The sequence below is a fragment of the Bacillus cereus group sp. TH152-1LC genome (genome assembly GCF_027710505.1).
GTDB classification, from domain to species: Bacteria; Bacillota; Bacilli; order Bacillales; family Bacillaceae_G; genus Bacillus_A; species Bacillus_A mobilis.
Genome location: NZ_JAQFNK010000001.1, coordinates 154,639 through 177,400 on the forward strand (window position 1 = coordinate 154,639; position 22,762 = coordinate 177,400).

Sequence of the window (22,762 nt, forward strand, 5' to 3'; positions counted from 1 at the left end):
TTTGAATGAACAAGGAAAAAGAAAACCTAATACACGCACAGGAATTGAGAATAATGGATGATACAAGGGACATTATGAATATTCTAAAATGGATAGAGCAAGATGTGTCTCGTGGCGATTATAAAGGTGCTTCTCTCAAAATAGCATCATTAAATGAAAAAATTACGGATGCAGTAGCATCTGATAGTTTCATTAGAGGTTTACAAGCCACAACAAACGACAAATAGTCACTATAAAAGCAACAGACTACTAATATCGATTTATTAGTGGTCTTTTTTTATGGAAATAGGTCCATAAAAGGAATTTTAAAAATCCAAACAAATAAAGCGTTATCATTTAATTGTGAAACGAGGTATTTCATATGTTGTTAGAACTTACCGCTATGATTCTATTTATGTTTGTGATGATTGCAAATTTTTTCGCTACGACTATAGTATCAGTGATTCATTTTAAATTCTTCCGAAAAGCTAATATGACTTCTTCGATATCTTATGTCCTTTCAGGAGTATTAGCACTTGTAGGATTTATAGGAGGATTATTTGTACTGACAGCAATACAAAAGCCTGTAAACAGTCTTGTTCTTGGAGAATATACAAAGTTTTTTATTTTAACAACCATTTTACTGCTTGTTACAATTCTTCCTACGGTAATAAGTTTCGGAACTTACAAATTAAAGACTGAGAAATAGAAAGCCCTTCAGATAAGCCCTGAGGGGTCTTTTTTTATGCGTAAATATAGGATAGTTGTGGAATACTTGTAGGATTTTTTGTCCATTCATTACAGTTCGTTAGAAGAAAAACCGTTTAGCAAGGAATGAAACAGAAAAATTCCACTTGTGCTCCACAAGTGCTCCCTTTGTAGAGTTATTTCTTCCTTAAATAGTTGATTTTTTCAAAAAAACAATTATGATAGGATAAATTTAATTTAGGTTTAGAACGTTAATAGGGGGTGCTGTATGAAAAAAACTTTATGTTCTTTTCCATTTATCATTGCAGTGATTTTTTCAATTGGTTTATTAAAAGGAAAAGGATTTGATTCAAAAAACGAACTATGTTTTTAGTTAATTATAGATGGAAGAGAGGTGGATTATGAAAAGAAAAAGAAAAATAATGGGTGCTGTTATTGCATCATTTTCAGTTTTCGCTAGTTTTTTAGACGTAAATACGGTTCAAGCGTCTACAGATTCAACTCAGGTTGTGAATTTTGATGAAGATGAAAGTAATTCTAGAAGTCAAACTATTAATATACCAAACCTTTACAAAATAAAATCTGTAACAACAGATAACGGAACTGTATCTTACACTGCAAACGGTAGTAACGTAACCATAAACGTAAATGGTGGTAAACCAACAAACAAAGAGGCATATGAAGCTCCTTATAAGCATTCTAAATATGTATCGCAATCTCAAAGTCAAACTTCTAGTAATACCTTTCCTAACTCTATTCGTTTCAGTGATGGAAGTGGTTATTCAGGGAAGTTGAATAAAAAGGGAACTTATACTTCTAATACATTATCTTGGTCAAATTATACAACAGGAAAAGTGGGTCCCCAAGATGTGTACTATAACTTTATTAGGAATGAATGGCAACAGCCTTCTTTTAGTCCCACTCCAAAAGGGTATTGGACTAGAACTTCAGTATTATCTGCGATGCGCATAGATTCTGCTTGGGACCACGTTTTAAGCTGGTTTACCTCAGGAACTTATGTGAATTACACAGGAGAAAACCCTGTGCCTTGGGAACAGGCAGGAGGGGTATACTCACATATATGGGGAAGATATAACTCTTGGGAAGATTGTTATAATGCTCCTAAGTCTGACCATAAGTGTCGTTATTATGGTGTTAATGATTATGGTAATTTGATTGGATTTGAATGGGTTCCAGGAATAACAACCTTATATCCTATTTATATTACATATTGGTCTTGGACGAAACAAGAAACAACTTATACACAAAATTATGAAGGAATAGTTTACAAAAACGGAACTGAAACAGCTTATCGTGACTTGTATTCATACAATGTGACAATAAACTATGAAGAGGATAATACACCTCCAACAGAAGGGGAAGAAACACTACCTGGAGATAAATTAAAAGTTCCTCAAAACACCCAATGTAGAGCGGTAGATTTCACAAGGGATGAAAACAGATTAGCTGTTGATAATGATAGAACGAAATTTAACGGGACTGATAAAAATGGAAATTTAATTGATAAGATATATGATTTATGCATAGGTTCCTATCCAAGATTCCCGTCTACTTCAGTAGAAGGAGGGATTGAACCTTATTATTATTTAAAATATCGATTGCTTCCAGACCCTATGCCTGTTTACAATATTACAACTACACCTGAATACATAAACGGGACTGAAATTATAGGGATAACTCAAAAATTTGATACAGATATGCAATTTGAAGCTCAAGATAAACCAAGTGATAAAGATATTTTCTTATCTTATCCATATGACGATAAGCATGTAACGGTTGCTCCGAAACCATCTCAATACATTAGGGGTCCTTATCAAATAGGATACAACAGTTATTATCATAATACTTATAGAGCTAGATATTTTGCTTCACAAGTGAAGTATGATTTTTATGTATTAGAACCTAAGAGGGGCTCAGAGTTTACTTCTGATTTTGATAATGTACAATACAAGGATAAAACTGTACTATTCCAAGGAACGATTATTTATGATATCCCAGAAACTTGTTACGAAAAAGAATTTCTAGATTACAAAAAGAATTGTCGTGAGATAGAATTTTATTTTCCAAAAGGAGATAAAAATGAAACATTGAATCCAAACGGAACAAGAGATGAAGTAACATTTAAAGGAAATGTAGAGGATACTTATAACGTAAATAAAAAATCTAAAAACATTATTCCTAAAGATAGAGTTCCATATATGAACCCAGGCGAACACAACTTATTAGTAAATGTAACTGAAAATACGCAACTACGTGTTCAAAAGGATATTGGAACGGAATATCAAACGGTCGGCAATGAAGATAACGGAGCTGATAATCAAGGACCTTGGAAAAACTATCTAGTATATTTTGGTCGAAATGATAGAAATATAAATGGAAAATCAATTTCACCAATCAAAACAATTAAACAAGTGCCCACTCACAATGGAAAACCTGTTCAGAGCTCAGGAAGAGTCATTACAGATGCTAATGGTTCTGATTGGACATATAATCCAGGAAAGAACATAGATTGGCTAAATTATTGTGAATACAATAAAGATAATTGGGGAAATCAAGATAATGGTTCTAAGGTTGATAATGGCGGTGGGGGTTCCACACCAATAGATGACCAAAGTGATATGAGCTGTTATCATAGCGACGAAAAAGCCAATCATTTTTGGCAGTACAGTTGGTCCCAAACTGGGTGGTATGCAGAGAATCCACGTCCTGCGCTTTAATAATTAAAGTAAAAAACAGTAGAATTAAATCTACTGTTTTTTTATATTTATTTTCTTCTGAATTTACATACTATATATTATAAGATTATTGTTTGATAATCCATTTTCCCGTGATTAATTCACTTAGTCCAATTCCATCATCTGCAAGCTTCTGAAAATGACCATATTCCCCATGAACAAACTTGTATCGTGTTTCTTCGTCATGGACATAGATAATAGTTTTCTTTTCTTTTGCATGTGCTTCCATAGCCTCTTCATAACCCACAAAGCAATAATTAACTTCCCATAAATCCTTCTTAATCCAGGGAAAGTAAACATTAAATTCATTGCTTTCTTTGTTTTTTGGTTTTTCTTCTCCTTTACTCCAAAGTAGAAGATTACCCTTATGGTCATACCCAACTATATATCCATCTTGATTTACTGCTGTATCATTTAATCCTAAACAGTCTATCATTTGACCTGTTGTTAACTTTTTCATTGCATGATTCCTTTCACTAAAAAAATCAATAGAGTTATTTCTATGCAACTTCTGATAAGTCTGTACCAACAGCTTTCAAGCCAGCTAAACAAATAGCCATTGCTTCTGTTTCATCAGAACCACCAAATCCAGTTTCAGTGTCTTTTGACCAAAAAATAGCTTCTTTATCATTTCCTTTTGTATTTAACTCAAACGTAAAGTTATCACTTAATTTTATTTTAATTAATTCAGCATCTTGCATTCTAGTTGAAGGACTAAAATCAGGATTTGTACCTGTTAACAATGCCATCATTGCAAAATCCTTCTCATCCCATTCTAGAATTTTTTCTGCTACTAAATTATCAATTTCTCGATTTGTCATTTTATTTTCTCCTTGGTACATAGTAAAATTCAGTTCCATTGTTATTTTAACAAGAATTACTGGTGTTTGTAACCTTTCAAAGCAAAATTCTGAATTAGTTCGTCATGTAACTTGGAAGAGAAAATAATCTATAAATACATACAAAAGATTTAAAACTCTGATAAAATAACAAAAATCAAATGGAACATACAATATCCAGAAAAGGTTTAGATGTTTTTGGGAGATTCATTTCGCTCTAATCAGATAAATGAGGTTTTTTCTAAAAAACTAATAAAAATAAATAGATATGATTTCAATACAAGTTAATTTTTAATTTAGGAGGGAATTTTAATGGATTTTATCACGAATTTTTTTCAAAGTAGTCCAATTATCGCAACTATTGTATCTCTAATTGTGATTACGGCTGTAATTAGTATTGTAAGAGGGTTAGTAAAATTAGCCTTAGGATTAGCTTTTGTGGCAATTATTGCGGCTGTTTTCTTTAATGTAAGTCCAGACAAGATGCTTAAAACTGGGCAAGAAGTAACAAAAGAGGCTACTACATATTATCAAAAAACGCTGCAACCGATTATTGATAAAGAAATGGTAAATGCAAAATACACAGAAAAGCCAGATGGCTCTTACGTTGTGAAAACGACAAGTCTTAGCCTTACAGGTAAAAAAGGCGAAGAAGCAGTAGTCATAGCATATAAAGATAAGTCTACAAAGGTAGATATGAGTCTTTTAGGTGACAAATTCAAAGAATTTGTAGAATCACATAGTAAAACAAATTAATTCCAAACGAACAGGGAGTTGTCCAATACAGGGCAACTCCTTTTTGTTTAGAGGAAAGATAAGAAAAGATGAAAAACTTACAAATAAGAATAAATAAGGAGTGATTTATTTGTCCGATATAATGGGGATTACATTTTCAGATGATACGTTAAAACAAACGACTAAACATTTATCAAATATTATAGATGAGAAATATACAAAATTAACGCATGTTATTACTGCAAATCCAGAAATAGCATTAAAAATCATGAATGATGAAAATTTTAAAGAAATATCGAAAAAGGCTGAATTAATAACTCCAGATGGAATAGGGATTGTATATGCTAGTAAACTACTAGGTGGGAATATTAAAGAGAGAGTAACTGGATATGACTTAGTAATTTCGCTGTTTGAAACAAGAAAAAGGCAAGCGAAACCAATTCGGTTATATGCCCTAGGTGCAGATAGCGATACAATTCGAAAAGCAGTTATCAATATCGAAAGTAAGTATCCTAATGTGCAAGTTCTTGGTTATAGAGATGGTTATTTCAAAAAAGAAGAGGAAGCAAGGATTGTAAAAGAAATTAATGAATGTAAGCCAGACTTATTATTAGTTGCGTTGGGGAGTCCAAAACAAGAAGAATTCATATATCGCCACAAAAACTACCTGAATTCTAAAGTTGCTATTGGTGTTGGAGGAACATTTGATGTGATTTCTGGAAATGTAAAAAGAGCCCCTGAAATCTATCAAAAACTAGGGATGGAATGGTTTTACAGACTAGTAACGAATCCAAAAAGAATTAAAAGGCAACTGTCTTTGTTTAAATTTGGCTTCAAGGTTATTCTTGTTTCTTTTGGGATAAGTAAAAAGCCATCTTCAACAAAAGAGGAAAAATAAAAATAAAAATAAAAGAAAAACACAAATAATCAAGGATTATCATACTAGGTCGATATGTTTTGTTGGAAGCAAAGGAGGGAAAATGTAGGTATCTTATTGATACCTCCCTTGCATTCCTTAATCGTAAGGGAGCATACATTATGAATATGAACACATGGTTAATATTATTAACAACGGTTTTGTTTGGTATCATTACAACACCGTTGGTCATAAAATTCGCAGTAAAATTTGGGTTTATAGATAAACCCAATGAAAGAAAAGTTCATACAAGGATAATTCCGCGACTTGGTGGGCTAGCTATTTACGGTAGCTTTGTACTAGGAATTACCTTGTCATATTTCTGTACAGATATATTTGCAGGAAGAGAAAATCTCTTCTTCTCCTTAGTAATTGGTGGTACGATTATTGCAATTACTGGAATTGTTGATGATAAACTTGAATTAAGTCCTATGAAAAAGTTTATAGGTCAAGTTCTAGCAGCTACAACGGTTATCGTTTTTAATATTAAAGTAGTTGGTATTTCAAATCCTTTTTCGGATGATTTCATCCAATTAGGGATACTTGCCGTGCCAATTACGTTATTCTGGATTATTGGAATAACAAATGCTATTAATCTAGTGGATGGATTAGATGGTTTAGCTGGTGGTATTTCAGGGATAGCAGCCTTATCTATTTCTATTATCGCTTTCTTAGCTGGGCAGACTCAAACTGGTATTATAGCTCTATTATTAGTAGCATCCCTTGTTGGATTTTTAATTTTCAACTTTCATCCTGCCAAAATATTCATGGGTGATGTGGGGTCTATGTTTTTAGGATTTATCTTGTCGGTGTTGACTGTGCAGGAATTGAAACAGATTACATTATTAGGAGTTATGGTTCCAATCTTATTATTGGCAATTCCTATATTAGATACACTGTATGCTATGATTCGTAGAAAATATAATCATAAACCACTATTTGCACCAGATAAACATCATTTACATCATAGGTTATTAAAACGTGGATTTAGTCAAAGAAAAGCGGTTTTAATTATTTATTCTATTAGTCTATCATTTGCAACGCTAGGTATTCTAATTCCGTTTTTAACAACTTGGGCTATTATTACGATTTTTGTTCTTTTATTGGTAATTTTCCAATACATATACAACAGTTAAAAATAAATATTAAGCATATTAAGCATGTTATTTGCGAAAAAGCCCTTTTTCATTCGTCAATTTTATATAATGACTCATGGGAGCGAGCTGCCGCAATTTACATGCTTTTCTTATTATGATTTTAAATTAAAGGTGGAATTGAATTGAAAAGATGGATGAAACATCTTCTTGTGGCTGGGGTTGTTACAACATTTGGTCTATCTATCCCAAACGTTGTAACCAAGTACAAGACAGAGAATAGTTCGAACACCGTTGAAATAGCGGTGGATTACAAACAAATTTACTTGAACGCTAAAGGCGGAGAAGCAAATTTTGAAAACCAAATTCATAAAACTCTACAAAAAAATGGAGTAACATCAATTGGTTTTACTGAAAATAGTCTATATGAACTCGAAAACAGAAATTTAGTCTATGTAATGAATGGTTCTAATTTAGAAAGAAATCTATGGAGCCAAAATCATAATATTTCTATTGTAAGAAATGATACATATGTATTAGTTCCTGCTGGTGAGAAACAAAAAGAAATAATAAGCACTATTGAAAAAAGCGCCTTAGGAGAAACAAAAATATATACGGTTAAAGATACCCAGGTCATTGAAATTAATAAAAAATTATCTGACGTATATAAAGCTCCAATGCTTTATTTAGAAAGTGATTATAAAGAACTAAAAGATTCCTATCATATCATTCCAAGAATCAGTAACGAGTGGGGCGACAGATATCCAATTATTGAAAAGCAGTTAAAAGAATGGGATAAAAAATCAAAACTATCTCCAGTCGTATTCTTAGGAAGCGAAGCAGAAGGGTATTCAGAAGATGAAAAGGGTAAAGAAACAGTACAAACTCATTCACTTTGGAAACAAACTGGAGTGGGAATTGTAGAGTCATTTACATCAGAAGATAGACAAAAAGGTGCAAAAGAATACGCGGTTGATTCTGATTATAATATTGTAAGAGCTCACTCTGTTTCAAAAGATGATTTAGAAGGAATGAGCCCAGTAGAAATGAAACGAATGATTGCAAAAGCAGCAAAAGAGCGTAACATTCGATTATTCTATATCAATCCATTCTATGAAAAGAGCGATGAAACAGACAAAGAGTACGTTGATAGATTAGGGGATTCAATTGATACAATTGATAAAGCAATAAAAAATTCTGGATTTAAAACAGGACAAGCTGCGCCATTTGTAGAAAAAGAAAATCCTTTATTATCTAAAATCGGAATTATTGCATCCCTTTTAGGAGCAATTTATTTATTCTGTTTAGCATTATATACAGCAGTAAAAAACAATGAAAATCCTATTTTAAATAAGCTATTCCCTTTAGCTCTTGGTTCAGGAACGTTAATGGTAGTAATGGGTTATCTATCTGGTTCTAAAGGTATTTTAATCCCGGTAGCATCTTTAGGATTAAGTATTCTATTACCGGTATGGGCTTCTTTACATACTTATTTCACTTTAGATAAAAAGGCAAAAGGCAAATTAAATATTCTAAAGGATTTGTTTGCTCCAATCGCAAGTCTTTATGTAATAGGGATTTCTTACTTAATAAGTATGAATCACGGAATTCCAAACGTTACATATATCGAACCATTTAAAGGCGTAAGCTTAACGCTATCTATACCGCCAATCATTGTAGGATTGTTTTTAATTGCATCACTATGGAAGTCTGTTTCCTTGAAAAAGGTAGCTTTCCATAAAATAAGAGTTATCGATGTTGTTGTTATAGCAGTATTAGGGGCATTCCTTATGTTTTATGAGAGCCGTTCTGGTAATGGAGGAACTTTATTACCATTTGAAGAAATGCTAAGAGGATGGTTAGAGGATTCACTTCCTTGGAGACCGCGTACAAAAGAAATATTCTTTGCTTTTCCATTATTAATGCTTATGGTTGGATTATGGAAAGACAGCAAATGGACGAGACTAGCGTTGCCATTCGTTACGGTTGGTTTTGCATCTGTATTTAATACATTTACACATTTCCATACGCCTATGATTGCATCAGCTGGAAGAAGCGTTATTTCTATTACATTTGGATTGTTTATTGGTTTGGTGATGCTTATTATTATCAAAGCTGCATTAGAAATTTTCGGAAAAAGTAAAAAGAGTGGAGACCTATAAATGGTCTTCACTCTTTTTTTTGATGTTATTATTTCAAATAAGATAATAAGGGTTCTATTTCACTCCAAGATTTAGTTGGAATAATAGATTTTGCTTTATGATAAAATTCTGGATTTTTTAAGTGATATAATTTCTGAATTTCACCCAATTTCGCTAAAGTGCTTTTCCCAATACCTTTTATAGATGATAAAAGGATTTCTTCAATATAAGAACCTTTTAAAAAAGGCATTGCATTTAAACACTCTAAGCTTAGCGTTGCAGCGTTTCCTTTTCCCGTTTGTGGTTTCCAGGAATCAGATTCTACAAAACCAGCACGGATTTTTGTAATACATTTAAAAGGGATGAAATTAACACACAAATAAAACTCCGAAGGGTCATTATATTCATTTTGTGATGCGTATCTGTTGCCTGCTATTCCTTCAAAACTTGTGCTTGTTTTTACTTGCAGTTGTAAGCCATCAAAATGAACAATATCAGCTTCTTCTCCTTGTTTTCCGGGGTACCAATCAGGTAAATGAGCAATTTCATTTACAATCAATTCATGAAAAATACCACAAATCACTTGTTTACTAAGAGTCATAGTGCGAATGGATTTTTCTCCAAAAGTTCCTGAATTTAAGTTTTTAAATGCTTTTTCTACGCAACTTACAATGATGTCTTGAGGTAAAAACTCAAATAATGGTTCATGCTTATCCAAAACAGCTACCTATCCTTTCGAAAATCAATAACTGTCATTTGTAAAAATAAGTTTATAATCCTAAAGGAAAATATTGATAATAAAAGGCATAAAAAAGAGTGTAAGGATTAACCGCCCTTACACCTTTTTTAATGTATCTTTGAAATGAATCCTTACTTTTCTGTTTGCTTTGTTCCCGCAGCATCTTTTTCCTTTTCAGTTGTAGTTACTTTATAACCGATTTGTTTTTGATTCGCATAGTCTTGTAGGCTCTGTATTAATTGAGTCTGTTTTTGTTTGATAACAATATATCTTTCTGCTAGTTCTTGTGTTTTAGCTCCTTCTAGAGCCATAACAAATGTTCTATGCTGATATTGGATTAAATCAAGTAAAATTTGATGAATTGGAGAAAGGTCTCCATCAACACTAGTAAACCCATCGTCGACTCTTGCTATGATATCGCTTGATTTAGGAATGAGTGTTTTGAGGTGACTTATAAAATCAGCCTGAGATAATGAACCAACCACTCTTGCATCAATGTCTTTGTTAAAGCCTCTTAATAGTACATTAGAATCAGTAATCATAGGATTGATAAAATCTAGGTATTTATCAAAACTATTTTGTTCTGCTAGTAATGCCTTTGTTTCTTGAATAACTTGTTTAAATTCTTCATCTTCGGAAAATAAAGCATAAGCTTTTTCATAATTGTCCACTGCTTCGGCAAAGTTTTTTGATTCACGTTGGGAATCTCCGTTGTTTTTATATTGGATGTATGCTTGATTCACTGAATCTTGATATTCTCTGGTTAAATCTGCTTCTTTTTCATTAAAATCTTGCATGCGTTTAGCTTGTTCAAAATATTCTCTAGCTTTATCATAATTACCACTTGCATATTCTTTTTTTGCATTAGCAACTATGGTATCTCTTTCATCTGAAAAACAACCAGTCAATAAAGAAGCTGAGATAGCCGCAACAGAAATAATTTTAAGTGTATTCTTGTTAAACAATTCTTTTCACCTCTCTTAATTTGACAGTTTATAACATTGGTTTTCGTAAAAATCAAATTATTTCTTATAAAAAGTTACGGTATTTTTATGAAAAAGTGAAAAAAGAGGTTATAATTTCTTAGCAAAAGGGCGAAAGGGGAGATGAAGATGTTTAAACCAAAACAAATAGCGCCATTTTTTTCAATGACACCTATGCAACTTTCTGAAACACTTAGAGAAATTCATGTGGTTTATCCGCTGCATCAAACTCCTTTAGGTTCATTTCTATTAACAGAGAAAGACTTATCAATTATTGAAACATATCTTAAAACGAAAATGTTATTTGGTAATAAGAAATTAACTTTAGTTCATTTGAAGGACTATATCGAAAGAAAAAGGGAGGAAGAAGAAAATGTCGCACCGGATTGGCTTCATATGATACAAAGTATTTCATAGAAAAAGCAGAAAATTCCATTTGGATATTCTGCTTTTTCATTATTTCTTAGTATAAGTTTTAATTAAGTATTCACTTAGATGTATGTTCATTGTATCTTTAGTGAAATTTCCCATAATAGTAATTGGCAACATTCTTTGTGCTTCATCAGAATAGCCATAACCATATAAGTAATGGTAAATTTGCTTTGAAGATTTTATTTCTAAATAAGGTATTGGGTTATTTGCAGAGTCTAATATATCTTTTACATTCATTCTATACCCATAGAATAAAACTGTTTTTTGATTTTTTATTAGCTCTTTAATTAACTCAGCATTCTTTTTGTCCTGAAATTCTTTCGGACTGAACATAAATATTTTATGTTTCTTTATCGCTTCTGTTTGAGCCTTTTTATTTAAGGATTCCCACTGAATAAAGTAAATTTTATCACTTTCTATTCGTTCTCCAAGGGTAACGATTTGCAAAGAAGATTGTTCTTCTGAAATCTTATTTTCTTTGATTACTTTTTTAGCTTCTGAATTCGTTATATAAAAACTTGCTATTGCTCCAATACAAAGCACAACAAACAGAGAAATGATTATTTTTTTTAGCATATCATCCACTCCTTTTATAAACGCTTTTTAAAGATATCATGTGCCCATTGGCATTCTATGCATAATACCTTTTTATAAGTAACAGAATGTTTATCTTTATCCCATCCGCCGCCACCACGACCCCATTTATTGATTTCATCATAAATTCCTTTTTTAATTTGCTTATTACAAATATCACAACGATATTTACTTGAATCATGATGTGTATTAGGTTTAGATTTGTTTTGAACATCATCTTTATTCTGTTTTGTTGTGGCTGATTGACCTAACCAACCCATCAAATCTTCTCTTTCATGATAATCTTTTTCTTTTCTCTCATAAAATTTCTTATAAGCAAGTGCCATAGCTTCTTTGTAACTAGTAGTATTTTTCATATGTTTCGTACCTTTTGTTCCTAGTTTTCCATGATGAAAAATAACTTGTAGTTTATTATAAGAAAGGCTTTCTACTTCGATATTATAAAAACGATACTCATCAGTTATAAAGTTGATAAGGATTAATTCTTTTCGTAAAACGGTGGTTCCCATAATCACACCTCTTTTCTTAAAAAAGAGTAGCTTTAAAACATAATTGTTCGAATTTCATCTTTATTTAGTTCTATTACTTCTGAATAAATACTAGATTTATTTGCTTTTGTAAATGAAATTTTAGAAATTTCCTCTAAAAATCCCTGTCTTCTTTGATTATCAACAACAACGAAAATATTGCCACCATTCAAGGCATATCCTACATCATCTAAATGAATGTTTTCTTTCACCTTTTTTTTCCACTTTACAGTTAAAATAATAAATTCATTCTTAGATAATTTTTTATAATCTTCAAAAGCACACGTTATTAAAAAATAACTATAATCTTCTTTATTTATAATTGAATAATAGTGGTCTTTTGCTATTTCTTTTTCATACAACACTATTTATTTTCCCTCCACATGTTTATTTGTTTGTTTATTACTCTTTTCCCGTTTTACTTCCTTGTCCCTTTTATTTAGCAGAATGACATTTGTTCGTTATAGATATTGGGACTTCAACTTTTATATAGAATAGGGAAGGGGAAGCGTGATGGAGGTTATATTGCTCATACAAAAGGGATTAGGTATTATGTCTGATTTCTTGCTTCAATACTGTAATTGGTACGTCATCATCTTTATATATGCGTTTATTTACGTTTTGTATTTTTTATGGGTTACTCAATTCATAGCAAAAGAATTGAAAAAAAGAAAAGAAATCATGCAGGATATACATTTATATAAAGTGACGCATCCAAAAGAATTATATCCACCAGCATCGGATGAACAAATGAAAAGTATTTTTAATTGGAATCAACCGCAATATCCTGAAAGTTATTACAATGCATTGGAACAAATCATAAAAAAATGGAATGGAAGACCTCTGTTGACAATCTTTTTAGTCATATCACAGTATTTAATTTTCATTTCCTTATTGGGGTATCATTTATTTCTAAGTAATAAAATAGTGGACAGCTCTATATTTTACTTTGTTGATGTGATTATATTGGCTCCGCTGATGTTAGGGAGAAAACGACTTTGGTTAAGAGTTATTTTTTATGTGATTATGTTAATATCTTATCGATTCTTTAGTCCAGAATCCTTGTTCTTCATTGGAATTGTTTCAGCAGTAAGGTTAACAAATAAAATATACGTATACACAAAAATAAGAGCTTCCCGTAAATAAGGGAAGCTCTTATCATCAATATGTTAATAGTTTTTTTCATTCTTTATGTTTCGAAAAATATCTCTCATGTCTTTCGCACTTAGTATATCTTCTAAATCCGGAATGATATATATTTCTCCATGTTTTTCTGTCATTAAAATAGGGTGTTCTTTGTAAAGATGAACAAAGGTATCCGGCTGGAGTTCTATAATAGAGTGAACATCGCTGACAAGAATTCCGTAATCAATTTCCTTACCCTTGATGATGATAATTTTATTTTCTTCGTGTCTTATCATTTTTCGTCCACTCAGAAAATACTCAAATTCGACAATAGGAATAATGCGTCTTTTATATGCAAAAACTCCTTCAATGTAATCCGGATAGGAATTTACTTTTCTTATTCTTTTATCGAATCTATCTCCTTGTTCGCAATCAACTTTTTCGATGATAACAATATCATTTATATTAATCGCAAACTGTTCTTCTGATGTGTAAAATACTAGGTATTTATGACCTTTTTTTCTCATTCGTAACCGCTCCTTTCCATAGTTATGGTTAAACTTTTTTCATTCGCTAAAAGTAACGATTTCTTTTTCGGATGATAAATATTTTTTATCACTTCTGGAAAGAACACCGCTGCATGAAATAAAAAGAAATCTCGTATAAAAGTTAAAAATCAATTCCAAATGGTTTACTAATTTTCTCAAGTTCATTCCACTTACTATAGACAATCTGCTTTTTGGTAACAGTTTTCTTTTCGCCATCTTTGTTTTTCTTATATTCAATTACCTTTATAGGCAATTTACTAAGTTTATCAAAGTAATAGATGACAATTTCTTCTTGAACAACGTCAAAATATTCCCGGTTATTTTTCTTTAATAAAATAACATTCTTTTCATTTACACCAGCTAAAAATCCAACATTGTCCCCTAAAGACCTAACTAAGTGAAAAGGACTGTCGTATTTATTGAGATTCGTAGATGATTCAAGTAAATTTTCTTTATTTAGTTTTCCTTTGTGTTCATATTTTTTATTACTTTTTTTCGGACTATTGTTTTTGTCATTTTTATATGATGAAACATATGTCGCATCAGGATTTAAATACAGCTCCTGAATCAATTTGCTGTTTTGTTCATCTGTTTTTTCTCTTGTTGTTTGCAATAAAAGAAGATTATTATAGTCGATTTGTATCTCTTTTAATATCTTTGTAGGATTGTTGTACTCATCTTGTTTTTGTATTAATTCTGTTACGAGTACATTTTGAATAGAATTCGTTTTATGAATAGGTGTTTGTAAAAAATCATGAAATGAATCCAAACTTATCAGATTGTACGGCTCACCATTTAATAAAACACTATCATTGCGCACAACAACTACTGGAGATTCTATGTTTTCCGCAGCATTTTTATTTATTGTTTCTTGTTTAGTAGAGTTGTTGATTGAATCTACTTTGATGTGCATATCATTTAATATTTCCTTCGAAATATGCGGAAATATTTTTTTCTGGAAAGTAATAATAACCATTAAAGATGTAACAACAAGTAAGAGAAATAGATACATGCTGTTTCTTCTACGTTTAGTTCTATAATTTGACACGATTTTTGCCTCCTTACTATTAAGTAAAACGACAAAAAGAAGAAAAAACTTTTAAAAAAAATAAGAAATATCATCTTTTTTAAAACAAAATTGCTAAAATAGGTGAATAGATGAGAAGAAAGATTCTGGTTGTTGTTGCCTGTTTTAACATTTTAGGGAGGGACACCTTTGAAGGTATTTCATTATAAGTACATTTTAACTATCCTTATCGTTTCTATTTTGACAACTATGTCTTATTACACAACTAAGACGATGTTTATGAATTTAGGAAAGGGACAGTTAAGTGACGCAGTTATTTTATCTCCTCAAACAGTTACGTATGTAGATGAGGAAGAAACAAAAAAACAAAAAGAATTAGTTCTTTCACAGGTTCAAGCTATATATGAAATGAACCCAAAAGTTGAACAAGAACAAGTAAAAAGGTTAAGAGATTTCCTTTCTAGTGTAATCGAACAAAAAAGGTTACTAGAGGATACAATTGAGGAATCCAAAACTCTTGCTGGGAATGTAAAAATTGATAAAAGTGCATATATTAAAGCTGTATACAATCCATATCAATTTTCTGGAGGCGAGTTAGCTTCTTTCTTTGATGAAGAAATAATTGACCTAAATCGTATGAAAGAAGTGTTCTCTAAAGAACTAGAAAATTTCTATTTAAATGGAATTACAGAAGATAAGTTAGTAGAACAAAAGAAAAAGTTTGTAAACAACGCAATTTTTTATCATTACGATGAAGTTGTAAGAAATCTTCTCTTAAATAAAATGTCTTCGCAATTAGAAGCTAATTTTATATTGAGTAAAGAAGAAACAACAGCTAAGCAAAAAGAGGCGTTAAAAACGGTAACTCCTGTAACAAAGACAATTCAACGTGGAGAAAGAATTGTTGGGAAAAACGAAGTTATTACAAATAAAGAATACGAAGCATTAAAAGCGGCGGGATTAATTAATGATAAGTTTGACATAAAAGAAGCTATGTCTAAACTTCCTTTTACACTTTTAATCTTCACATGCTTACATTTATTCTTATTCAAATTTAGTAATAAAGAAATTAAAAATCAACGTTTATACTCATTTGTTTTCATTGTAGCTCTGGTATCAACTTTCCTAGTGAATCTTTTCCAATGGGAATACTTTACCTATGGAGTGTTAGTTCTTTCACTGATTATGATAACAACATTCTTAAGTGCTTCTGTATCCATTGTATATGCGATTGCATTAGGAATGTTAATACATCCTGGAGATTATTCTTTCTTAACAATGGCTGCTGTTCTTGGTGTTGTACAAGCATTGGGTCATAATCCAAAAAGTGATAGAAATACGATTCTGAACTTTGGATTAGTTATGGGTACTGCTCTTGTTGTGTCAAAACTGGTTCTACAATTCTTGTTGGGATTACCTATTGTCATATCAGATTTAATCCCTATGTTCGTTGGTTCTATTGTGGCATCTTTGATTGTATTAGGTCTGTTTGGCTATTTAGAAAAAATGCTTGGAGTTGTGACATCTCTAAAGCTACATGAGCTAACAAGCCCAAATAACAAGCTATATCAACGTTTGAACAATGAGGCACCAGGAACTCTACAACACTCATTACGTGTAGGGAACCTAGCTGAGGCAGCTGCTGATGCAATAGGTGCAAATGGGTTATTATTAAAAGCGGGAGCAATATATCATGATGTTGGTAAGTTAGAAAACCCTTCGTATTTTATTGAAAACTTAATTGAAACAAATGCTCCGAATCCGCATGATACACTAACACCAAAGGAAAGTGCTGCCTTTATTAAACAGCATCCGATAGATAGCGTGAAAATTTGTCGTAAATACAAATTACCGGAAGAAATACTTTCATTGATTGAAAAACATCATGGTGATGATTTAGTAAAATACTTCTATCATAAAGAGTTAGAAAACAATCCGGATACTAATGTTGAAGACTTTAAATACCAAACTCCACTTCCTGTTACAAAGGAAGAGGGAATTCTTATGTTGGCTGACATTACAGAAGCTTCTTCTCGTTCAATCATGTATGAAGAGCCAATAGTATTTAAAAGAAAATTAACGGATATTCTATACCAAAAGGTAGAAGACGGTCAATTAAGGGAATGTGAATTAACAATGAAAGAAATTAGTATTGTTATTGATACCTTTATCAAACAATTAATTCCGGCTAATCATAAAAGACCGAAATATCCAAACCAAAATTAGAAGAGGGGATTCCTCTTCTTTTTTTTAAAAACTCTAATTCTACATGTGGAGCACATACCACATGTAGACCACATACCGCGAAACAACAGTGTTTCCTCCTACTTATGAAGCAAAATAAAATTCCATAATGTGATGTTCGAGCCTTATCCATTGATAAGGTTTTCTTTTTTTAAAAAGGTATTAGGTTATCTATACATAAAAAGAAGTAAAGAGTATCAAGAGCTCTATGACCTTGTTTTTAAATCGCTATATCCGCTTATTAAACTATAATTATTCTTTTGAATGAGTTTAGTTTAATTTGGATTTCTTGGAGAAAAGCAATGGGGTTATAAGTTCCAACCAAAGATTTAACTGGAAGGTTTCGTAAAAGAGGTGATATATTTCATGGATTGGGGAGCTATTCTTACGGAATCCGTAAGAGGTTTGCAGTATTTTCTTTTGTTTTTTTGGTTCTATTGGTTATTTATAAGCGTTTTTGGATTTGGTAAACCTAAGAAACAAAAAGAACATGAGCCACAAAAAAGATTTTTATTAATGGTGGCAGCTCATAACGAAGAAGCTGTTATTGGTCAATTAGTCGATAACTTAAATAATTTAGATTATCCAAAGGACCTTTATGAAGTTTGTGTAATTGCAGATAATTGTGATGACAAAACAGCAGAGATAGCTAGGAATTTAGGTGCAACGGTTATTGAACATACCTATGCACCGGGGGAGCCAAAAGGTAAGCCTTATGCAATCAAATATGCGGTTGATGACTACGGAGTGAAATTGCAAACGAATTTTGATGGTATTTCATTCTTCGATGCCGATAACTTGGTTTCATTAAATTTCTTAAAAGAAATGAACAACCATTTAATGAACGGTGATAAACTTGTTCAATGTTATTTAGACTCTAAAAATCCTGATGATAACTGGGTAAGTCTTTCTTATGCTGCAAGTTATTATTATATGAATCGTTCGTGGCAACTAGCTAAGTATCGTTTAGGACTTGGTAATGCTATTGGTGGAACAGGATTTTGTGTGGACACTACGCTGTTTCATGAAGTAGGTTGGACTGCTCGTTCACTTACGGAGGATTTAGAATTTACTATGCAATGTCTTCTTCGCGGTGTACCAGCAAAATGGTGCCATTTTGCGCGAGTATATGATGAGAAACCACAAAGTTTCGTAGCTTCATGTGTACAACGTTTACGTTGGGCTCGTGGTCATTGGGATGTTTGTTTCAGATATACACCTAGATTATTGTGGAGAACGATTACTAAATTTGATGTTTTATCATTTGATGGAGCATTATACTTGATAAACCCAGGTAAAATCATATTAAATGCTTTAACAGCAATCATAATTTGGATTTCTATTTTTACAGATTCTAACTGGTCTCAAGCAATGTTTCCGTGGCAATTATGGGTAACGATGTTGGTGTTCCAATTTACCTATATTGGATATACAATTTTAGTAGATTCAAAGAAGAAACTAAACGTTTTATCTAGTTTCATCGCTATGGCTATCTTTAATCTCTCATATATACCACTGTTTGTTTGGTCCCTCGTTACATTTAAAAATAAATCTTGGAACCCTACAAAGCACACTAGAGCTATTGAGATGGATGAAATGCAGAAGAATGATGGTTTAAAATCTAAAAAATAAAAGATTATTTTCGGAATTAAAATGTTAGTAAAAACTCTAGTTTAATGAAACTAGAGTTTTTTTTGACCAGAAATACAAAATTAGTCATTAAAAATATAGGATTTTCCATAAAGCATTTAAAAATATCATACAGGAGGGGACAACATGAATCATAAATACGATATTACTTTAAATACAAAAATAGCGAAAAGTAAACCAAATACCGTAACAAATAATGACACCGTTTGCCCGTTTTGTGATGATACGAAGCCCCAAATTATTGAAAGCGGACTTATGCTAGAAGACCGTAAAAAGATGTTTTGGGCTAAAAATAAATTTCCTTTATTAGAAGATACATATCAAACACTAATTGTTGAAACAAATCGTTGCGGCGAGAGTCTAGCTACTTACACGTTAGAATATGCTACACAACTATTCAAATTCATATTTGAATGCAGAGACAAATTGATACAAACGGGAAAATATAAAGAGGTTATCTTTTTCAAAAACCACGGTATCCATTCAGATTCCAGTATTTCTCACAGTCATTCCCAGATTATCGGACTAAATAAACTTTCATATGATTATCAAGAAATAGAAGATTCTATAGAGGGTCCTACCGTATATCAAAATGAAAAAATTCGAGTAACTGTTTCTAAAATCCCTAGAGCGGAATTTTATGAATTTAATGTAACTTGGAAAAAGGAAGATGAATCGTACCAATACGTAGAATGGGTACAAACACTTATTAAATATCTCTCGATTTTTAAAGGTGGAAAATTCAATAGTTATAATCTAGTTTTCCATGAGACAGAAGCAGAGAATATTATAAAGGTTATTCCCCGAAAGCCTAATTCGGTTTACTATATCGGTTTTGGAATCAGACAAACTCCAAATGATACTGAACAAATAGCTAAAGAAATTCAAGAATTCACTAAAAAGTAACGAGTGCATCCACTTGTTACTTTTTTCTTTTTTTTAATTCAAATCAAATTTTCAATTATATAATAAAAGAAAATGAGGTGTTAAAATGAACAAAACTATAAATTCACTAATCTATAAAGGTATGCCTATTGATTTTACAAATCGAGAAAATTGGGTAGCCATTGTAGGCTCTCGAAATGCAACACAAGAAGAATTGAATCAAGCATATTATTTAGCAAAGAGATTGGTAGCTGCCGGAAAAATTGTCGTTTCTGGTTTAGCAAAAGGGATAGATACAGCTGCGCACCAAGGTGCAGTTGATGCAGGAGGAAAAACGATTGCAATAGTAAATACACCCTCATTACAAGCTATTTATCCAAAAGAAAATCGAAAACTTGCTGATGATATTCTACAATGTGGTGGAATTATTTATCCATATAAAGATGCCGCGAAAGAAATGAATGCTGAAGAAAAAGGTATGAGTCAATTTTCTAAGCGTCTAATTGAAAGAGACTTATTGTTAGCTGAGTTATGTTCTGTAATTGTAACAGTAAAAGATGATGCATCACCTATTACCGGTGGAACGAAATGGGCATTTAATAGGGGAGGAGAACTTTCTAAAAGGTTATTTAGAATGGATACTAATCAAAAGTTTTATGAATTTCCTTCGTATGAAAAAAGAAAGATTTACTGGGACATGGAGCTAAATGTAGAAGAGATTATACAGGAACTTTACGGAGTTACTTGTTAATATGGAACATTGTAAACAATGAAACACGCAACCGCGTGTTTTTTGTTAGAAAGGGATGTAGCAAAAAAGAGGTAAGCTTAGTATGAGGTGATTTGTATGTTTTTTAAATTCAAACCTATTTCTTTTATATTGAGTGTAATCTCAATAATCATATGTATTATTAATTATATGGGTTATGATAATAAAGATATGATTTTATTTTTTACCAGCCCTCCTCTATGGCTCTCTAAAACTGAGTGGTTCGTTGAAAATATTGGACCCTACAAGGATGTTCCTTTGTTCCTAAAGTATATTTTTACGATTACATTTTGGTCTTTAGTTGGGGAAAGAATTGATAGGAGTAGAAGTGCTACAAAGGATAATTTTTAAAAACAAAATCCAGAAATCAATATGCGCGATAGGTTATTCTATGTTTTTGGATTTTCTCTTATATAAAACCTAAAATTAAAAATATAACACTATGCTGTGAAAGGGATTAAGGAAAAAATAAATAATCATAAATATAGAATATAAAACGAAAGAGGTGCAGCACCAATGACTATGATGACTGCTATAATTGTAGGAGTAGTTTCATTTGTAATAGGAGTAGCTGGTGGATTTTTCGCAGGAAAAAGTGCGATAGCAAAATATCTTGAGAAAAACCCAGCACTAAATGAAGAAATGATAAAAATGATGATGATGCAAATGGGACAAAAACCGTCTCAAAAGAAAGTAAATCAAATTCTGAAAGCTATGAACAAAAAAGCTTCGTAAAGAAGCTTTTTTTGTTTTTTCGCCATTTTTAATAAAATATATTAAAATTAATATAAATTGTTAAGGAGTGATTTTTAAATGAAAGCTATGAAGGATATGACAGTAGACGAAATGTTGGAGCATATGGACCAAGAAATTGGTCTGTTGAGAAAGGAAAATTCATCAGGAGGTTATGATTTTAAATCGTATCGTGATAAGGAAGAATGCGATAGACTAGTTAACTTATATAATGAAATAGCGTATTTTAGAAGAGAATATTGTTAAAAAAGTTGAAACAATATATAAAAAAGGGTAGCTAATATAATAATTAGCCACCCTTTTTTATTTGTTTTGTTATATCCAATTAATCATTCGAAGTCATTCCTACAAATTGAAGAACAAATCTTAATAACTCCAATACTGCAATTGCGGTAGCAGCTACATAAGTCATAGCAGCCGCATTTAATACCTTTTTTGCTCCGCTCTTTTCTTCTTTTTGAATAATACCCGTTTCGACCATTTGAATCATAGCCCTTTTAGAAGCATCAAATTCAACCGGTAATGTGATTACTTGAAATAGAACCGCTAATGCCATAGCTACAATACCTAATAATAATAGATTAGCAGAACTTAGAAGAGAACCGATAATGATTAATGGAAAAGATAATCCAGAACCAATATTAGCAACTGGAACGAAAGAATGTCTAAAACGTAGGTATGAATAATTCTTTGCATCTTGAATTGCATGACCTACTTCATGAGCGGCAACTGATGCCCCGGCTATTGAATTTCCCCAATAATTATCTGAAGAAAGACGAACTATTTTAACACTAGGGTCATAATGGTCCGAAAGAGTACCTTCTGTTTCCTCTATTTGAACGTGGTATAAACCATTTGCATCCAGAATTTTTCTTGCTACTTCAGCACCAGTAAGATTTGAAGAAATTCCTATCTTTAAATGCTTTGAATATGTTTGTTTTAATCTCATATGAATAAACAATGGTATCAACGTGATGATGATAAAATAAATTATTAATTTCAACCGTACCACTCCTTTCAATATTATCTTTGAACATAATTCCATAATATCCTTTGAAAAGAATTTTTGTAAAAAAACCTCAAGTTTTAAAACGAACTCAAGAAGAAGTCCCCGTCTTAAGTTATACATATGAGTAGGTGGAGGATGAATTTTTGTAGATGTAATCTACTTTTTTTCTGTCCCTTTACGAATTAATTCTAATATTGCAGCAGTCCTTGTAGTAAGACTATTTTCTTCTTTATATATATCCACTTTTTCTAAAATAGAAACTGGCATTTGAATTTCTACTCGTGCTTTTTTTATTTTCATTTTTATCAC

Annotated in this window: 26 protein-coding genes; 15 read left to right on the forward strand and 11 right to left on the reverse strand. The window is 31.6% G+C overall.

Annotated elements, in window-relative coordinates:
• Nucleotides 1-5: 5 nt before the first annotated feature.
• From PDL00_RS00795 to PDL00_RS00805, 3 genes are all read left to right on the forward strand, one after another.
• Nucleotides 6-227 carry a hypothetical protein gene (locus PDL00_RS00795; RefSeq protein ID WP_270725433.1) on the forward strand — a complete coding sequence of 74 codons (222 nt, stop codon included), beginning with the start codon at nucleotides 6-8 and terminating at the stop codon, nucleotides 225-227.
• Nucleotides 228-361: 134 nt separating this feature from the next.
• The gene (locus tag PDL00_RS00800) at nucleotides 362-688 is read left to right on the forward strand and encodes a hypothetical protein (RefSeq protein WP_270725435.1); all 327 of its coding nucleotides are present in this window, start codon (nucleotides 362-364) and stop codon (nucleotides 686-688) included.
• 400 nt (nucleotides 689-1,088) lie between these two features.
• Nucleotides 1,089-3,425 (forward strand): hypothetical protein, encoded by a 2,337-nt coding sequence (locus PDL00_RS00805; RefSeq protein WP_270725437.1) that lies wholly within the window; start codon nucleotides 1,089-1,091, stop codon nucleotides 3,423-3,425.
• A gap of 85 nt (nucleotides 3,426-3,510) precedes the next feature.
• Here PDL00_RS00805 and PDL00_RS00810 read toward each other — a convergent pair whose 3' ends face one another.
• Together PDL00_RS00810 and PDL00_RS00815 are read right to left on the reverse strand one after the other, a co-directional pair.
• On the reverse strand, nucleotides 3,511-3,903 hold the full coding sequence (locus tag PDL00_RS00810; protein ID WP_270725439.1) for a hypothetical protein: 393 nt from the start codon (nucleotides 3,901-3,903) through the stop codon (nucleotides 3,511-3,513).
• A 40-nt stretch (nucleotides 3,904-3,943) separates the two neighbouring features.
• The gene (locus PDL00_RS00815; RefSeq protein WP_270725441.1) at nucleotides 3,944-4,264 is read right to left on the reverse strand and encodes a BC1872 family protein; all 321 of its coding nucleotides are present in this window, start codon (nucleotides 4,262-4,264) and stop codon (nucleotides 3,944-3,946) included.
• 330 nt (nucleotides 4,265-4,594) lie between these two features.
• Between PDL00_RS00815 and PDL00_RS00820 the strand changes: the two genes are divergently transcribed.
• The 4 genes from PDL00_RS00820 (at nucleotide 4,595) to PDL00_RS00835 (ending at nucleotide 9,189) form a co-directional block, all read left to right on the forward strand.
• Nucleotides 4,595-5,038 carry a hypothetical protein gene (locus tag PDL00_RS00820; protein ID WP_098006226.1) on the forward strand — a complete coding sequence of 148 codons (444 nt, stop codon included), beginning with the start codon at nucleotides 4,595-4,597 and terminating at the stop codon, nucleotides 5,036-5,038.
• Nucleotides 5,039-5,147: 109 nt separating this feature from the next.
• Nucleotides 5,148-5,915, forward strand: a complete 768-nt coding sequence (locus PDL00_RS00825; RefSeq protein WP_098006228.1) for a WecB/TagA/CpsF family glycosyltransferase — start codon at nucleotides 5,148-5,150, stop codon at nucleotides 5,913-5,915.
• A gap of 140 nt (nucleotides 5,916-6,055) precedes the next feature.
• Nucleotides 6,056-7,069 (forward strand): glycosyltransferase family 4 protein, encoded by a 1,014-nt coding sequence (locus PDL00_RS00830; RefSeq protein ID WP_098006231.1) that lies wholly within the window; start codon nucleotides 6,056-6,058, stop codon nucleotides 7,067-7,069.
• Between the two features lie 143 nt (nucleotides 7,070-7,212).
• Nucleotides 7,213-9,189, forward strand: coding sequence for a DUF5693 family protein (locus PDL00_RS00835; protein ID WP_270725444.1), 1,977 nt, complete (start codon nucleotides 7,213-7,215; stop codon nucleotides 9,187-9,189).
• Between the two features lie 28 nt (nucleotides 9,190-9,217).
• Here the strand turns inward: PDL00_RS00835 and PDL00_RS00840 are convergent, their stop codons facing one another.
• Together PDL00_RS00840 and PDL00_RS00845 are read right to left on the reverse strand one after the other, a co-directional pair.
• A complete protein-coding gene (locus tag PDL00_RS00840; RefSeq protein ID WP_270725447.1) occupies nucleotides 9,218-9,886 on the reverse strand; it encodes a ScaI family restriction endonuclease in 669 nt (222 codons plus the stop codon).
• A 152-nt stretch (nucleotides 9,887-10,038) separates the two neighbouring features.
• Nucleotides 10,039-10,872 (reverse strand): hypothetical protein, encoded by an 834-nt coding sequence (locus PDL00_RS00845; protein WP_270725449.1) that lies wholly within the window; start codon nucleotides 10,870-10,872, stop codon nucleotides 10,039-10,041.
• A 147-nt stretch (nucleotides 10,873-11,019) separates the two neighbouring features.
• Here PDL00_RS00845 and PDL00_RS00850 point away from each other — a divergent pair, with 147 nt between their 5' ends.
• On the forward strand, nucleotides 11,020-11,307 hold the full coding sequence (locus PDL00_RS00850; RefSeq protein ID WP_098006239.1) for a hypothetical protein: 288 nt from the start codon (nucleotides 11,020-11,022) through the stop codon (nucleotides 11,305-11,307).
• A 39-nt stretch (nucleotides 11,308-11,346) separates the two neighbouring features.
• Here the strand turns inward: PDL00_RS00850 and PDL00_RS00855 are convergent, their stop codons facing one another.
• Genes PDL00_RS00855 through PDL00_RS00865 form a run of 3 tightly spaced genes read right to left on the reverse strand, consistent with a single transcriptional unit; the run spans nucleotide 11,347 to nucleotide 12,808 of the window.
• The gene (locus tag PDL00_RS00855; RefSeq protein ID WP_098006241.1) at nucleotides 11,347-11,898 is read right to left on the reverse strand and encodes a hypothetical protein; all 552 of its coding nucleotides are present in this window, start codon (nucleotides 11,896-11,898) and stop codon (nucleotides 11,347-11,349) included.
• Nucleotides 11,899-11,912: 14 nt separating this feature from the next.
• Nucleotides 11,913-12,425 (reverse strand): WGR domain-containing protein, encoded by a 513-nt coding sequence (locus PDL00_RS00860; protein ID WP_270725452.1) that lies wholly within the window; start codon nucleotides 12,423-12,425, stop codon nucleotides 11,913-11,915.
• Nucleotides 12,426-12,457: 32 nt separating this feature from the next.
• Nucleotides 12,458-12,808: a hypothetical protein gene (locus PDL00_RS00865; protein ID WP_270725453.1), complete on the reverse strand. Its 351-nt coding sequence runs from the start codon at nucleotides 12,806-12,808 to the stop codon at nucleotides 12,458-12,460.
• Nucleotides 12,809-12,956: 148 nt separating this feature from the next.
• Here PDL00_RS00865 and PDL00_RS00870 point away from each other — a divergent pair, with 148 nt between their 5' ends.
• Nucleotides 12,957-13,589 (forward strand): hypothetical protein, encoded by a 633-nt coding sequence (locus tag PDL00_RS00870; protein WP_270725455.1) that lies wholly within the window; start codon nucleotides 12,957-12,959, stop codon nucleotides 13,587-13,589.
• 23 nt (nucleotides 13,590-13,612) lie between these two features.
• Here the strand turns inward: PDL00_RS00870 and PDL00_RS00875 are convergent, their stop codons facing one another.
• Together PDL00_RS00875 and PDL00_RS00880 are read right to left on the reverse strand one after the other, a co-directional pair.
• Complete coding sequence (locus PDL00_RS00875) at nucleotides 13,613-14,095, reverse strand: chemotaxis protein CheW (RefSeq protein ID WP_270725457.1); 483 nt, start codon at nucleotides 14,093-14,095, stop codon at nucleotides 13,613-13,615.
• 142 nt (nucleotides 14,096-14,237) lie between these two features.
• A complete protein-coding gene (locus PDL00_RS00880) occupies nucleotides 14,238-15,164 on the reverse strand; it encodes a hypothetical protein (protein ID WP_270725459.1) in 927 nt (308 codons plus the stop codon).
• 168 nt (nucleotides 15,165-15,332) lie between these two features.
• Between PDL00_RS00880 and PDL00_RS00885 the strand changes: the two genes are divergently transcribed.
• The 6 genes from PDL00_RS00885 (at nucleotide 15,333) to PDL00_RS00910 (ending at nucleotide 21,690) form a co-directional block, all read left to right on the forward strand.
• The gene (locus PDL00_RS00885; RefSeq protein WP_098007224.1) at nucleotides 15,333-17,369 is read left to right on the forward strand and encodes an HD family phosphohydrolase; all 2,037 of its coding nucleotides are present in this window, start codon (nucleotides 15,333-15,335) and stop codon (nucleotides 17,367-17,369) included.
• 384 nt (nucleotides 17,370-17,753) lie between these two features.
• Nucleotides 17,754-19,019 carry a glycosyltransferase family 2 protein gene (locus PDL00_RS00890; protein WP_098517391.1) on the forward strand — a complete coding sequence of 422 codons (1,266 nt, stop codon included), beginning with the start codon at nucleotides 17,754-17,756 and terminating at the stop codon, nucleotides 19,017-19,019.
• Between the two features lie 144 nt (nucleotides 19,020-19,163).
• Nucleotides 19,164-19,943 (forward strand): DUF4931 domain-containing protein, encoded by a 780-nt coding sequence (locus PDL00_RS00895; RefSeq protein ID WP_270725463.1) that lies wholly within the window; start codon nucleotides 19,164-19,166, stop codon nucleotides 19,941-19,943.
• Nucleotides 19,944-20,028: 85 nt separating this feature from the next.
• Nucleotides 20,029-20,673, forward strand: a complete 645-nt coding sequence (locus tag PDL00_RS00900) for a DNA-processing protein DprA (protein ID WP_270725465.1) — start codon at nucleotides 20,029-20,031, stop codon at nucleotides 20,671-20,673.
• A 534-nt stretch (nucleotides 20,674-21,207) separates the two neighbouring features.
• Complete coding sequence (locus PDL00_RS00905) at nucleotides 21,208-21,426, forward strand: YneF family protein (protein ID WP_098517393.1); 219 nt, start codon at nucleotides 21,208-21,210, stop codon at nucleotides 21,424-21,426.
• 78 nt (nucleotides 21,427-21,504) lie between these two features.
• Complete coding sequence (locus PDL00_RS00910) at nucleotides 21,505-21,690, forward strand: hypothetical protein (RefSeq protein WP_098879595.1); 186 nt, start codon at nucleotides 21,505-21,507, stop codon at nucleotides 21,688-21,690.
• A 79-nt stretch (nucleotides 21,691-21,769) separates the two neighbouring features.
• On the opposite strand, the gene PDL00_RS00915 is transcribed toward PDL00_RS00910, so the two are convergent.
• Both PDL00_RS00915 and PDL00_RS00920 read right to left on the reverse strand, forming a co-directional pair.
• Nucleotides 21,770-22,489 carry a zinc metallopeptidase gene (locus PDL00_RS00915; RefSeq protein WP_270725471.1) on the reverse strand — a complete coding sequence of 240 codons (720 nt, stop codon included), beginning with the start codon at nucleotides 22,487-22,489 and terminating at the stop codon, nucleotides 21,770-21,772.
• Nucleotides 22,490-22,609: 120 nt separating this feature from the next.
• Nucleotides 22,610-22,753, reverse strand: a complete 144-nt coding sequence (locus PDL00_RS00920; protein WP_270725473.1) for a hypothetical protein — start codon at nucleotides 22,751-22,753, stop codon at nucleotides 22,610-22,612.
• Nucleotides 22,754-22,762 lie beyond the last annotated feature (9 nt).

Excerpts from the sequence above, each read along its gene's own strand:
- PDL00_RS00795 (WP_270725433.1), top strand. The coding sequence starts at position 6 with ATGAACAAGGAAAAAGAAAACCTAATACACGCACAGGAATTGAGAATA.
- PDL00_RS00800 (WP_270725435.1), top strand. The coding sequence starts at position 362 with ATGTTGTTAGAACTTACCGCTATGATTCTATTTATGTTTGTGATGATT.
- PDL00_RS00805 (WP_270725437.1), top strand. The coding sequence starts at position 1,089 with ATGAAAAGAAAAAGAAAAATAATGGGTGCTGTTATTGCATCATTTTCA.
- PDL00_RS00810 (WP_270725439.1), bottom strand. The coding sequence starts at position 3,903 with ATGAAAAAGTTAACAACAGGTCAAATGATAGACTGTTTAGGATTAAAT.
- PDL00_RS00815 (WP_270725441.1), bottom strand. The coding sequence starts at position 4,264 with ATGACAAATCGAGAAATTGATAATTTAGTAGCAGAAAAAATTCTAGAA.
- PDL00_RS00820 (WP_098006226.1), top strand. The coding sequence starts at position 4,595 with ATGGATTTTATCACGAATTTTTTTCAAAGTAGTCCAATTATCGCAACT.
- PDL00_RS00830 (WP_098006231.1), top strand. The coding sequence starts at position 6,056 with ATGAATATGAACACATGGTTAATATTATTAACAACGGTTTTGTTTGGT.
- PDL00_RS00850 (WP_098006239.1), top strand. The coding sequence starts at position 11,020 with ATGTTTAAACCAAAACAAATAGCGCCATTTTTTTCAATGACACCTATG.
- PDL00_RS00855 (WP_098006241.1), bottom strand. The coding sequence starts at position 11,898 with ATGCTAAAAAAAATAATCATTTCTCTGTTTGTTGTGCTTTGTATTGGA.
- PDL00_RS00860 (WP_270725452.1), bottom strand. The coding sequence starts at position 12,425 with ATGGGAACCACCGTTTTACGAAAAGAATTAATCCTTATCAACTTTATA.
- PDL00_RS00870 (WP_270725455.1), top strand. The coding sequence starts at position 12,957 with ATGGAGGTTATATTGCTCATACAAAAGGGATTAGGTATTATGTCTGAT.
- PDL00_RS00875 (WP_270725457.1), bottom strand. The coding sequence starts at position 14,095 with ATGAGAAAAAAAGGTCATAAATACCTAGTATTTTACACATCAGAAGAA.
- PDL00_RS00890 (WP_098517391.1), top strand. The coding sequence starts at position 17,754 with ATGGATTGGGGAGCTATTCTTACGGAATCCGTAAGAGGTTTGCAGTAT.
- PDL00_RS00895 (WP_270725463.1), top strand. The coding sequence starts at position 19,164 with ATGAATCATAAATACGATATTACTTTAAATACAAAAATAGCGAAAAGT.
- PDL00_RS00900 (WP_270725465.1), top strand. The coding sequence starts at position 20,029 with ATGAACAAAACTATAAATTCACTAATCTATAAAGGTATGCCTATTGAT.
- PDL00_RS00905 (WP_098517393.1), top strand. The coding sequence starts at position 21,208 with ATGACTATGATGACTGCTATAATTGTAGGAGTAGTTTCATTTGTAATA.
- PDL00_RS00910 (WP_098879595.1), top strand. The coding sequence starts at position 21,505 with ATGAAAGCTATGAAGGATATGACAGTAGACGAAATGTTGGAGCATATG.
- PDL00_RS00915 (WP_270725471.1), bottom strand. The coding sequence starts at position 22,489 with ATGGAATTATGTTCAAAGATAATATTGAAAGGAGTGGTACGGTTGAAA.
- PDL00_RS00920 (WP_270725473.1), bottom strand. The coding sequence starts at position 22,753 with ATGAAAATAAAAAAAGCACGAGTAGAAATTCAAATGCCAGTTTCTATT.